10 protein-coding genes are annotated in these 13383 nt (G+C 47.0%); 1 reads left to right on the top strand and 9 read right to left on the bottom strand.

The genetic code is table 11. The annotated features are described in order from the left end of the window. Nucleotides 1-47: 47 nt before the first annotated feature. From argF to argC, 5 genes are all read right to left on the bottom strand, one after another. Complete coding sequence (argF, locus tag HFE01_RS09790; RefSeq protein WP_107733849.1) at nt 48-1004, bottom strand: ornithine carbamoyltransferase; 957 nt, start codon at nt 1002-1004, stop codon at nt 48-50. 48 nt (nt 1005-1052) lie between these two features. Continuing rightward, nucleotides 1053-2309: an acetylornithine transaminase gene (locus HFE01_RS09795; RefSeq protein ID WP_107733848.1), complete on the bottom strand. Its 1257-nt coding sequence runs from the start codon at nt 2307-2309 to the stop codon at nt 1053-1055. A 52-nt stretch (nt 2310-2361) separates the two neighbouring features. Continuing rightward, nucleotides 2362-3201, bottom strand: a complete 840-nt coding sequence (gene argB / locus HFE01_RS09800) for an acetylglutamate kinase (RefSeq protein WP_016822940.1) — start codon at nt 3199-3201, stop codon at nt 2362-2364. A 118-nt stretch (nt 3202-3319) separates the two neighbouring features. Then, the gene (argJ, locus tag HFE01_RS09805) at nt 3320-4546 is read right to left on the bottom strand and encodes a bifunctional glutamate N-acetyltransferase/amino-acid acetyltransferase ArgJ (protein WP_045244626.1); all 1227 of its coding nucleotides are present in this window, start codon (nt 4544-4546) and stop codon (nt 3320-3322) included. Nucleotides 4547-4653: 107 nt separating this feature from the next. Then, the gene (argC, locus tag HFE01_RS09810) at nt 4654-5703 is read right to left on the bottom strand and encodes an N-acetyl-gamma-glutamyl-phosphate reductase (RefSeq protein ID WP_107733847.1); all 1050 of its coding nucleotides are present in this window, start codon (nt 5701-5703) and stop codon (nt 4654-4656) included. Nucleotides 5704-6081: 378 nt separating this feature from the next. Between argC and HFE01_RS09815 the strand changes: the two genes are divergently transcribed. Next, entirely contained in the window at nt 6082-6969 is an 888-nt protein-coding gene (locus HFE01_RS09815; protein WP_107733846.1) for an SMP-30/gluconolactonase/LRE family protein, read from the top strand. A gap of 93 nt (nt 6970-7062) precedes the next feature. On the opposite strand, the gene HFE01_RS09820 is transcribed toward HFE01_RS09815, so the two are convergent. The 4 genes from HFE01_RS09820 to hpf form a co-directional block, all read right to left on the bottom strand. Then, nucleotides 7063-7962, bottom strand: coding sequence for a YitT family protein (locus tag HFE01_RS09820; protein ID WP_019688777.1), 900 nt, complete (start codon nt 7960-7962; stop codon nt 7063-7065). A gap of 96 nt (nt 7963-8058) precedes the next feature. Next, a protein-coding gene (prfB, locus tag HFE01_RS09825; protein WP_100212693.1) for a peptide chain release factor 2 occupies nt 8059-9172 on the bottom strand; the annotation gives its coding sequence in 2 pieces (ribosomal slippage) (nt 8059-9099 and nt 9101-9172; 1113 coding nt in all). A 448-nt stretch (nt 9173-9620) separates the two neighbouring features. Beyond that, nucleotides 9621-12071: a preprotein translocase subunit SecA gene (gene secA, locus HFE01_RS09830; RefSeq protein WP_017427086.1), complete on the bottom strand. Its 2451-nt coding sequence runs from the start codon at nt 12069-12071 to the stop codon at nt 9621-9623. 411 nt (nt 12072-12482) lie between these two features. After that, the gene (hpf, locus tag HFE01_RS09835; RefSeq protein ID WP_016324800.1) at nt 12483-13043 is read right to left on the bottom strand and encodes a ribosome hibernation-promoting factor, HPF/YfiA family; all 561 of its coding nucleotides are present in this window, start codon (nt 13041-13043) and stop codon (nt 12483-12485) included. Nucleotides 13044-13383 lie beyond the last annotated feature (340 nt).

Below are 13383 nucleotides of genomic sequence, written 5' to 3' on the forward strand. Positions count from 1 at the left end.
GAAGTCCTCCCCGAATGCTTATACCTCTATCTTCTTTACGATCAACTTTATCCAATTAAAGCAACTAGCAACGCTTTTTGTGCATGTAGGCGGTTTTCCGCTTCATCAAAAATGACCGAATTGGGACCGTCGATTACTCCTGCACTCACTTCTTCCCCACGATGCGCAGGTAGACAGTGCAGGAATAAATAATCTGGCTTGGCGAGCTTAACCAGCTCCTCATTCACCTGGAAGTCGGCAAAAGCAAGCTCACGCTCCTTCTGCTCTTCCTCAAAGCCCATGCTTGCCCACACGTCTGTGTAGATCGCATCGGCATCTTTTACTGCTTCCTGCGGACTTTGCGTGATAACAATTTCACTACCTGTCTGTTTGGCAATCTCACGGGAAACCGCGACCACACTCGGGTCAGGCTCGTATCCAGCTGGACTTGCAATGGAGACATGCACTCCGAGCTTCGCTCCACCAATTAAGAGGGAATGCGCCATATTGTTACCGTCTCCGACGTAAGCCAGTTTGAGTCCTTTCAGCTTACCCTTTTGCTCATATAAGGTTTGATAATCAGCCAGCACCTGACACGGATGCGCCAAATCGCTCAAACCATTAATCACAGGAACGGATGCATAACGCGCCAACTCTACGACATTATCGTGCCCAAAGGTCCGAATCATAATGCCATCCAGATAACGTGACATCACTTGGGCCATGTCGCTAATCGGCTCTCCGCGTCCCAGTTGAATGTCATTTTTGCTGAGGAAAAGGGCATGCCCGCCCAATTGATACATACCGACTTCAAAGGATACCCGTGTGCGTGTGGAGGATTTTTCGAAAATCAGTCCAAGTGTTTTCCCCTTCAGCGGCTGATAAGCTTCTCCGTTTTTGTGCTTACGCTTAATTTCAATGGCGAGATCAATTAAATACTGGATCTCCTCTGGCGAGTAGTCGTCCAGCTCTAGAAAGTCCCGTCCTTTCAAATTCACCTGTTGCAGTGCGCCGCCCTGGCTCATGCGATCCTCTCCTTTTACGCTCTAATCTCGGATGCTTCTGTCTTTACACTAAGCTACGTGCTCCCGAATCAATTCAGCAATCCATGCTACAGCCTGATCTATTTCTTCTTTCGTTACATACAGGTTAGGCAACAAGCGAATCACGTTCGGTCCTGCTGTAATGAACAGAATGCCCTTCTTCTGTCCTGCCAAAACAAGCTCTGCTACCGGCTCCGCACACTCAATCCCGACCATCAGACCTTTTCCGCGGATATCCTGGACAAAAGGAATATCTGCAAGCTGCTTTTGCAGACTCTGGAAGAGATAATCTCCCATTTCGGCAGCGCGTTCTGGCAGCTTGTCATCAATAATCGTTTCAACGGTCGCTTGAACTGCTGCCATAGCAAGCGGTGTACCCCCGAACGTAGAACCATGACTGCCCGCTGTGAACGCTTCACGCAAATATTCTTTGCCTAGCATTGCACCGACCGAAAAGCCACTGCCCAGTCCTTTCGCCAATGTAAAAATATCCGGCTCAATCCCATAATGCTCAAAGGAAAACAGCTTACCTGTCCGTCCCATACCTGTTTGCACCTCGTCAATGATCAGCAGCAAGCCATGCTCCTGGCACAGCTTGGTAATCACGTTTACGAAAGCAGGGTCTACCGGATACATGCCACCTTCGGCCTGCACCATTTCCAGCATAATTGCCGCTGTATTCTCATTGATCGCTGCTTCGAGCGCAGCCTGATCATGAAGCGGAACGCTTTTGAATCCGGCGGGAAGCGGTAAAAAGCCTTCTTTTACTTTGTCCTGACCCGTAGCAGTCAAGGTTGCCAGCGTCCGTCCGTGGAAGGATTGCGTGAACGTAATGATTTCATAGCAACCGGTCTGCTTCACCTTCTGGTGGTAACGACGAGCCAGCTTAATGGCAGCTTCGTTCGCTTCAGCTCCGCTATTGCAGAAGAACACCGCATCTGCGCTACTATTAGCTGTCAGCAAGGCCGCAGCCCGTTCCTGCCCAGGAATATGAAACAGATTGGATACATGCCACAGTTCATCGATCTGCTTTTTCAAACGCTCCGCTACAGCTTGAGGCGCATGGCCTAGATTGGTAACGGCAATACCTGACATGAAATCCAGATAACGTTTGCCCTGATCATCCCACAGCCAGCTTCCTTGTCCTTTCACCAGTGTAAGCGGGTATCTCGCGTAGTTTGGAAAAAGAGAGCTATCTGCCTGCATTTTTGCCGTCCCCTTTTGCGCTCCGCTTCCATTCGTACTTGGCATTTCCTCGCTCACCAGCGTATTCGGTTCCTTACTCATGTCGTTCACGCCCCTTTATCGTTTGGTTATATAGGTTGAGCATATATTGCAATTACTGCATACGCACAATGCGTGTTCCAATCGATTCTCCGCTCAGCACACGGCTGAGTACCTGCGGTTCGCTGCCGTCAACGATGACGACTTCCTTCACTTTTCCGTGAATGCAGGCAATAGCCGCTCTCACTTTCGGGATCATACCACCGTAGATTTCACCCGTGCTGATCATATCTTCAATTTCCTGTATGGTGATCGATTCCAGCACCTTTTTCTCTACACCATTCTTTTTCAAAATACCGGGTACATCCGTCACAACAATCATTCGACTGACGCCAAGATGAGAAGCAACCGCGCCCGCTGCTGTATCGGCATTAATGTTATAACGCTGACCGGATCGATCAATGCCAATAGGCGCAATAACTGGCATATAGCTCATGTCCAGCACACCGGTAATAATCGAAGCTTGAACAGATGTTACCTCTCCGACCCAGCCGACCTCGGCAGCATTTGGCACAGGCTTTGCTTCAATTAAATAGCCATCACTGCCCGACAAGCCCAGCGCTCGCCCTCCGTGCATCCCTATTCGGCGAACAATCTGCTTGTTAATGCTGCCTGCCAGCACCATTTCCACGACATCCAACACGGGTTCAGTCGTTTTACGCAATCCATGGATGAACTCCGTTTCGATTCCCAGCTTCGCCAAATTGTCAGAGATCGCAGGCCCGCCGCCATGTACAATGACTGGTTGAAGGCCTTCCGACTGCAGACGGGCCAAGTCGTCAAAAAAGGAATCAGGCAACGCAGCCAGCGTACTTCCTCCGCATTTCATCACAAAATTACGACGTGCCAGTCCCGCTTGTTTCGCTTGATCCGCGTGTCCCACTGCCGATTGCATATCATCTCTCCTTTTCTCCTCTGCACAATTTTGTGCGACTTTCAAATGATGCGAAAAACTATATCCGCTCGCTTCTTCTATTAACTATTAAATATCCATCTGTATTTAAATCTGGTATCTATGTCCGATAAGCCGCATTAATCCGCACATAATCGTAGGTTAGATCACAGCCCCATGCTGTAGCCATTCCGTTCCCGTGATGCAAGTCAACGATAATTTGCACCATATCTCCACGCAAATAGGAAAGTGCCTCGGCTTCATCAAAAGCAACTGGACTTGATTGGTTCAGCACGATAATGTCACCTAAGCGGATGTCTACCGTATCGGGATTCACCGGCTCTCCAGCACGTCCGACGGCTGCAATAATCCGTCCCCAGTTGGCGTCTGCGCCAAAAACGGCTGACTTCACCAGACTGGACCCAATTACGGTCTTGGCTATCGCCTGGGCAGAAGCATCGCTTACCGCTCCGCTTACGGACACCTCTACCAGCTTCGTAGCACCTTCCCCGTCACGGGCAATCGCCTTCGCCAGCTCCCGGCAAATATAAGTGAATGCCTCGGCAAAAGCCCCCCAATCAGGATGCTCTGCGTTCAACTCGCTGTTGCCTGCCAGTCCGCTTGCCATAGCGATTAGCATATCGTTCGTACTGGTATCCCCATCGACCGTAATCATATTAAAGCTAGTATCCGTGGCCTGCTTTAATAGTTGATGAAGAGCCGTCTGCCCGATGACCGCATCACAAGTTATAAAAGCGAGCATGGTTGCCATATTCGGATGAATCATACCCGATCCTTTTGCCGCCCCGGCGATGTGCACGGTCACACCGTCCACTTCAACTGACACGCATGCTTCCTTTTTCACCAAATCCGTTGTCAGAATGGCTTGGCTAAATTGCTCCGCTCCATCGTTTGCCTCGCTCATCCGCTTAGGTAGTGACGATATACCGCCAAGCACACGATCCATTTTCAGATGCTCGCCAATTACACCCGTCGAAGCAACAGCTACATTGCTCTCTGCCACACCCAGTTCACGAGCAGCGGCCGAACGCATAGCGTAAGCGTCCTGCTCCCCTTGCTGTCCTGTACAGGCATTGGCGTTCCCGCTGTTCACTACTATCGCCTGTAATCGACCGTTTGTCAGGCTCTCGCGGGTCACCTTCAGCGGTGCAGCCTGAAACACATTAGTGGTATACACCGCAGCAGCTGTCGCCTCTACCTCACAGCGAATCGCGCCGATATCGTTGCGGTTCGTATTTTTCAATCCACAGTGCAATCCCCCGGCTGTAAAGCCACGCGGAGTTACGATGTTGCCCCCATGTACGACTGTAAATCCTAATTTGCCCATAATTATGTGCCCTCGCCCGCATTATAAGGAATGAATGGCAGCTGGACGCTTGCGTTCTCAAACCTGCCCGCTGTCGTTCTCCTGTACCTGTTGCGTTTACGTGCTACTTACGGATATACCGGTATGAAGCCCAGCCCGAGGTTCTCCTCCCATCCCATCATTAAATTTAAATTCTGAATCGCCTGCCCAGCGGCACCCTTCACAACATTATCAATGACAGAAATAATCGTAAGACGCCCAGTACGGGCATCTGCTGCAAAACCGATGTCGCAGTAGTTCGAACCAAATACTTCTTTTGTTGCCGGCCATATACCTTCGCCACGTACACGGACAAAAGGATGGCCTTTATAATAATCCCGGTATAACCCGATAAGATCCTGATCCGTATGATCACCTTTCAACGTGACATAAATTGTACTCATGATTCCTCGCGTCATAGGCACCAGCTGTGTCGTAAACGTAATTGTAACGTCCTCGCCCGCAACATCACCCAATACCTGTTCGATCTCAGGGATATGTTGGTGCTTATTCACCTTATAAGCCTTAAAATTCTCATTCATCTCCGCATAATGTGAAACAAGACTTGTTCCCCGACCGGAGCCGGATACCCCGGATTTGGCATCCACAATTAGTGACCGATGGTCAATCCAATCCGCCTTTAAGGCAGGAATAATTCCCAATAGTGTTGCCGTGGGATAGCAGCCTGGATTCGAAATAAAAGAAACACCAGCAAGCTTTTCTGCATACACCTCGCTGAGTCCGTAAACGGCTTGCTTGAGATACTCGGGTGAAGCCGCAGGCTTTTTGTACCATGCTTCATACGCTTCCCCGCTTCGGAGCCTAAAGTCCCCGGAAAGGTCAATCACCTTCAGTCCGGCATCCAGAAGCTGTGGCACTAATTTGGTGCTAACGCCTGATGGCGTAGCTGTGAAAACCAGATCAGCCTTGGCAGCAATTTCATGGATATCAACACCGTCCAAATCCTGCACCACAATATCCGTCAGATGTGGAAACCCATCACTAATCGGGACACCCGCGCTGGACGAAGAAATAACAGATACAATCTCCACCTGCGGATGATGAACCAAAAATCGAATCAGCTCCACTCCGCCATATCCAGTGGAACCGACAATTGCTACCTTTAGCTTGCTGCTCACAGACCTTCCTCCATTCCGTCCCTATGAAATATGTATTATTATACGACTCTATTCATATAAATACAACACCTCATGTCATGTTATTCCTCCAAATTTAAAATATGCACTCTTGCCCATTCTTTTGGCCGCCAAGCTGTACAGGCTACAATTAAGGAAAACAAAAAAGACAGACCCCCTTGCGAATCTAGTCTTCTATTTTGCATAAGAAAAGGAGCGTTCCCTTTATATATTATCTTGTATATTGGTATTCATCCGGTTTATCCATTTGCTGCACTTATGTATTCGTTGGACATTGAATAGGGTATAAAGAGTGAGTATGTACGAAAATAAACCTATACGTTAGGGGTGCTACACATCAAAACATATACAGCGAATTTAGTGATAGATGCTAAAGCCAAGTTAGGCGAGGGTCCCAGTTGGGATCATCAGTCGAAACGTTTATTTTGGGTCGATATTGAAGGCTTTCAATTACACATCTACGATCCATCTACTGGCACAGATCGTATTATAGATGTAGGCGAACATATTAGTGCAGTCGTCCCTTATCTTAAAAATAAAGTAATCGTGGCCATGATCAGCGGTCTATACTGTTTGGATATTGAAACAGGAGCCAAAGTATTGATCCACGATCCTGAGGAAGGTAGATCAGGAAATCGATTTAATGATGGTAAATGTGATCCTGCCGGACGTTTTTTGGCAGGAACTATGAGTTTAAATGGCGAACGCGCACAAGGAGCGTTGTATAGTCTGAGCACAAAAGGAAGCGTCTCCTTACTGGTTGATAAAGCTTCCATATCTAATGGCTTAGCCTGGAGCCCAGATCATCGTACCATGTACTATATTGATACTCCGACCTTGGAAGTGGTCTCCTTCGATTACGATGTGACACAAGGCACCATTAAGAATAAGCAAGTGGTAGCTAGATTGGATGAAAGTGAAGGATATCCAGATGGCATGACCATCGATGCAGAGGGCATGTTGTGGATCGCGCGTTGGGGCGGTAAACGTGTTTCTCGTATCCATCCTGCTCAGGGAGAAGTAATTGCTGAGGTGTCGCTCCCCGTCAATTGTGTGACTTCATGTGCTTTTGGCGGTGAACATCTGGATGAGCTATATATTACAACTGCTCAAGATGGCGATAATACCGATCAACCACTAGCAGGCGGTTTATTTATGGTCAAAACCGGAGTAAAAGGAGTACCGACCTCATATTTTAATCAAGGACAAGCAGCAGATTGGCTTGATCTGTTACCAAAAAAGGCTTGATAAAGCTGTTCTGAAAAGAGAAAAGCCCACTACATCAGTGGGCTCTTCTGCATTGATTCAGTTAAGAGCAAGCGTCCAGAAGACCATATCATGCTAGCCTTCCCTTTTGAACCCTTCACCCAATACCTCACGTGTATTACTAATAATCACAAAAGCTTCCGGGTCTACCAAGCGAACGAGCGTTTTGAGGCGGGTTACCTCGTTTTGCCCGACTACAACCATAAGTACAGGACGTTCTTCGTTCGTGTAACCCCCCCGTCCTGCAAGCTCTGTCAAACCCCGATCCAAATCCTGTAAAATAGTTTGCGTGATCTTTTCCTTTTGATTGGATATGATGTAAGCCACTTTGGAGTAGCCTAATCCCATTTCTACAGCATCAATAACCTTGCCGGTTACAAACAAGCCAATCAATGCATACAGAGCTCGCTCCGGCGATAGGGCGAAACCAGCTAGCGTGATTACCGTGCCATCCATCAGCATGACACAAAGGGAAAGGCTAAAACCGGTATACTTTTGAATAATCTGCGCCAAAATAGCCAGTCCACCCGTCGAGCCTCTGCCCCGAAACACAGTACCCAAGCCCAATCCTACTCCGATTCCACCATACAGCGAAGCCAGCAACGGATTGGTTGTGGGGACTGCCCAATCCTTCGTCACATAAACGAATAGTGGCAGCATGATGCTGCCCAGCAGGGAACGCAAGCCATACTTTTTCCCTAATAGCAGTACTCCTGCTATAAATAACGGAATGTTCATTCCCCATTGCGTATAGGCCGGTTCCAGGCCAAACAGTTCCTCGCCCAAGATAGACAGGCCAGATACACCCCCGGATGCAATCCGGTTGGGCAGCAAGAACATGTTAAAGGTCAACGCTGTAATGAAGGAGCCGAGTATAATTAGCAAAACATCGGTCACGTTACGCGCTGGTCCACTGGCGGCAATCAGAGGCTTACGCCTTCTTCGGCGGGCAGTGGGAGGGTTCAATTGAGACATCATTCACGTTCTCCTTTAATAAAAATACCGTCACACAAAAATTCCTACAGGCCGCAGGCACGTAGACTGCGGTTCTGTAGGAAAACGTACAGACAATTATTCTGCGTCCAGCTTAATTTGGCTGCGCAGGTAACCATCGATGAACGGATCGAGATCGCCATCCATCACAGCCCCGACGTTGCCAGTTTCCACGCTGGTACGGTGATCCTTAACCATGCTATATGGATGGAACACGTAGGAGCGAATTTGGCTGCCCCATGCAATGTCGGACTGTTCACCACGGATTTCGTCCAATTGCTGCTGTTGTTCTTCGATCTTGCGCTCGTAGAGCTTGGAACGGAGCATCGTCATCGCACGTTCACGGTTTTTAATCTGGGAACGCTCATTTTGGCAAGTCACGACAATACCGGTAGGCAAATGCGTAATTCGAACAGCCGAGTCGGTCGTATTAATATGCTGACCACCTGCACCGCTGGCCCGGTACGTATCAATTTTAAGATCTTCCGTGCGGATCTCAATATCTACATCATCCGCAATTTCCGGTACTACATCACAAGACACGAACGATGTATGTCGACGACCGGAGGAATCAAATGGAGAGATGCGAACCAACCGATGTACGCCTTTCTCCGCCTTGAGATAACCGTAGGCATTATAGCCTTTGATCAACAGGGTTACACTCTTTATCCCTGCTTCATCACCCGCTAAGTAATCCAGAGTCTCCACCTTGAAGCCCCGTTTTTCTCCCCAACGTGTATACATGCGCAGCAGCATTTGACCCCAGTCCTGCGACTCGGTACCGCCTGCCCCCGGGTGCAGCTCCAGAATAGCATTAAGCTTGTCATAGGGCTGATTTAAAAGCAATTGCAGCTCAAATTCCTCCAGCTTGCTCAGCAGGGATTTGATACTGTTTTCAACTTCTCCAGCCAGCGCTTCATCGCCTTCCTCTTCAGCCAGCTCAACCATCATACCTGCATCTTCATATTCCTGACGCAGCTGTTCATAGCTGTCCACAGAAGATTTCACAGCATTCATTTCAGCAATTACGCCTTGGGCCTTTTCGTTATCATCCCAAAAATCAGGCGCTGCCATCTTTTCCTCAAAGTTCGCGATCATTTCCTGTTTGAGATCTAAGTCAAAGAGACCCCCTAAGGTTTGTTAGTTTCTTGCCTATTTCTCGTAAATCATGTTTTACACTTGGATCAATCATGATGTCATTCTCCTTTTAATATAGGGTTAGGGGGAGTAAAAGCGTTTTGAGTTACGGCTGGTGGGTAGGCGCTGCGCGAATGATTTGATCTTACGATCGCTGATGCTTCTCCAGATTCAAATCCTTCGCTTCCCTACCGACCACCGTAAAGTCAAACTGCTTTTACATAACTGGCTCTGGTATGTGAGCCAGATCAACTGCGGAATTGACTGACAAATAAGCAGAGACTTGCTTATTTGTCATAATTGTTTAAAAAGAATTGAGAGCAATCTAGCCATTCACCAATGTTCAGACTGATCCTCCAACAGAAAAGCTATAAGTTGAAGACATCAGTGTCGTCCCCTGATGGCACAAAATGGCCGACGGTCAGTGGTTGAACTGCCGCCTGCCATTATATGCGTTGCAGAGGGATAGTGTATATCAAGACCTATCCCTTAATTTTAATCCGTTATTTTCTACGCGGACGCGAAGGAGCGGATTTCTTTTTGGGAGCCGCAGGTTCGCCACTCGTCGAGATTTTATCTTCATCAACGACAGCCTGACGCTCTTGGTTGGATTCGATTTGTGCTTTCATAATGTAGGTCGCAACTTCCTCTTGGATGCTGGCGATCATAGCATGGAACATTTCGAAGCCTTCAAATTGGTATTCACGCAAAGGATCAGTACCACCATAAGCACGCAAGTGAATACCTTGACGCAATTGATCCATAGCATCAATATGATCCATCCATTTGCTGTCAACTGCACGCAATACGATAACCTTCTCGAACTCACGTACCATTTCTTCGCCGATCATCTCTTCACGGCTGTGGTATCTGTTGGTAACTTTTTCGAAGATCATATCGACCATCTCTTCTTTTTCCTTACCCCACAGATCGTCGCGTGAAAGTGTGTTTTCCTCAAGCAGGTTGTTGTTCACATACTCTGCAACTTCTTCCAGTTCCCAGTTTTCAGGGATATCATCACCACAGTGAGCTTCCACTACACGCTCAATGACAGGCTTGATCATGTCGAACACAATTTCCTTGATGTTCTCTGATTCCAGCACCTCACGGCGTTGTTTGTAGATAATAGCACGCTGCTGATTCATCACGTCATCATATTGAAGAACGACTTTACGCTGATCAAAGTTATTCCCTTCGACACGTTTTTGAGCTGATTCGATAGCACGCGAAATCATACGGCTCTCGATAGGCTGATCTTCCTCGAAGCCCAAGCGCTCCATCATATTCAGTACGTTATCTGCACCAAAACGCTTCATTAACTCATCGCCCAGCGATAAGTAAAACTGTGTGGAGCCCGGATCACCCTGACGTCCTGCACGTCCGCGAAGCTGATTATCAATACGACGGGATTCATGACGTTCTGTACCGATGATGTGCAAACCACCGAGTTCTGCAACGCCTTCGCCCAGTACGATGTCAGTACCACGTCCAGCCATGTTAGTAGCGATGGTAACCGCGCCAGCTTCACCTGCACGGGAAATAATCTCAGCTTCTTCCGCATGATATTTGGCGTTAAGTACTTTATGACGAACGCCTTTGCGTTTCAACATTTCAGAAAGAAGCTCCGAGTTTTCAATAGAAACCGTACCTACCAATATCGGCTGGTTCTTTTTGTTACGCTCCAGAATTTCGTCTACTACAGCATGGAATTTGCCCTTCACGCTCTTGTATACTACGTCAGGCATATCTACACGCTGGTTAGGCTTGTTCGTCGGAATTTGGAGCACTTCCAGACCGTAGATTTTTTTGAATTCTTCTTCTTCTGTTTTAGCTGTACCCGTCATCCCCGCCAATTTGCGGTACATACGGAAATAGTTTTGGAATGTAATTGTCGCCAGTGTCATGCTTTCATTTTGTACAATGATGTTTTCCTTCGCTTCAATAGCTTGGTGCAAACCATCACTGTAACGACGTCCAGCCATCAGACGACCTGTAAACTCATCGACAATCAGGACCTCACCATCAGCCACGACATAGTCCACATCCAAACGCATAATAGCGTTAGCTTTCAAGGCTTGTACGATGTGGTGATTGATTGTAACACTTTCCTGATCGTACAGGTTTTCAAGACCAAAGAAATTTTCAGCCTTGGATACGCCGTTTTCGGTCAAAGCAACTGACTTCACCTTAATATCCAGCGTGTAATCTTCTTCAACATTCAGGCTCTTCACAAAACGATCAGCCGCAAAATACAGCTCGGTCGATTTTTGAGCTTGTCCTGAAATGATCAATGGTGTACGAGCTTCATCGACGAGAATGGAATCCACTTCATCAATGATACAGAAGTACAACGGACGCTGTACCATCTGTTCTTTGTAAAGCACCATATTATCGCGCAGATAATCGAACCCGAACTCATTGTTTGTACCATACGTAATATCACAAGCATAAGCTTCCTGTTTGGCAGCATGATCCATATTGGCCAGGTTCAGACCTACGCTCATTCCCAAGAAATTGTAGATTTGTCCCATTTCTCCGCTGTCGCGTTGTGCCAAATAGTCATTGACTGTAACCACGTGCACACCTTTGCCCAACAGAGCGTTCAAATAAACCGGCAATGTTCCCACCAGTGTTTTACCTTCACCGGTTTTCATTTCTGCGATTTTTCCTTCGTGCAACGCAATACCGCCGAGCATCTGTACGTCATAGTGACGTTTGCCCAGCACCCGCTTGGACGCTTCACGAACCGTTGCAAAAGCTTCCGGCAGCACTTCTTCAGCCGTAGCACCTTGTTCAATCCGCTCTCTAAACTCCGCCGTCTTGGCTTTCAGTTCCTCATCCGAGAGCTTCTCAAAATCAGGCTCTATTTTATTGATCAGTTCAACCGTCTTCATTAAACGTTTGACGTCACGTTCATTTGTATCCCCAAAAATTTTTTTGACAATTCCTAGCATGGTTTACCCCTTTCGCGCAAAACAATTAATAGAATCAATTTCACAATAAGAAAGGGTCCATGATGAAATTGATTCCCGATATGTTTGACAGGCCCGGCTATACCAGCCCATCGTGCGATGTTCTTTGCATAAATTGTAACAGTTTGTAGGACATGCCGCAACACAAGCAGCCTCCAGATTTGCATCCGGTTAAAGATACCAAAACAATTGACGCACGAAATACACAATTGGTTACACCTGTCCAAGCTGAAATTTTCAATCATGTTTACAATAAACATATAAAAGAGCCCTATCCCGCCAGGTTCGCAAGGATAAGGCTCGTGTTATTATCATTTTCCTGATATCCATGAAGCATGCTTCAATCAAAAAGTTCTATTCATTTTAAAATGCAATAAGTTCTTGCTTTACAGGCTATTCCCGTTCGATCAGACCGTATTTACCATCATTGCGTTTGTAAACTACGTTAACTTCTTCGTTATCAATGTTAGCAAATACGAAGAAATTATGTCCAATCATGTTCATTTGCAGAATAGCTTCTTCCACATCCATAGGTTTCAATAAGAAGCGCTTGGTGCGGACGACTTCCAGCTCATCCAATTCTGCATCCTCATCTTCAGCAACAGCCACACCACCAGCCGGATCTTCCACAAAAAGGGTTTTCAAACTGCCTTCCTGCCGGAATTTTCGGTTTAGTTTGGTCTTGTGCTTGCGAATTTGCCGTTCTAGCTTGTCTACCACGGCATCAATGGATGCATACATGTCATCGCTTTCGTCTTCGGCACGGAGTACAAGCCCCGGCAAAGGAATGGTTACTTCTACAGTGTGCAAATCTCTGGTTGTGCTTAACGTTACACTTCCATCAGACGTCGGGGGTGCATCGAAATACTTTTCAAGTCTGCTGAATTTCTTTTCAACGTAGTCCTTCAAAGCGTCGGTAACCTCGATCTGTTGACCTCGTACTGTTAAGTTCATAGGGCACGCCTCCTTTGCCTCTTCAGTATAACACATATGTTAACGCCAAGTAAAAAAGGAGATCAACATTTCGAAGATTTTTTTACAATTTTCCTCATGATTCGACAAAACACTTCCCATAACGCCATTCTATGAAAAGGGTCATGTTTAAATTCAGCTCGCATACATATGTGAATAATGAAGAGAAATTTAAAAAGTTACTCTGCTGGTGTCATGACAAATCCACTATTTCGAGTTCATGCTATGTATTTTATCGACTGGGGAGGGGGTTATTTGTCAGACTGAATCCGGTATAGAACCTATGCTAAAAGCAAGACCTGACTATCATGCAGGCAATTTA

Source organism: Paenibacillus sp. EKM10P (assembly GCF_011800655.1).
In the GTDB taxonomy this organism is placed as follows: Bacteria; Bacillota; Bacilli; order Paenibacillales; family Paenibacillaceae; genus Paenibacillus; species Paenibacillus polymyxa.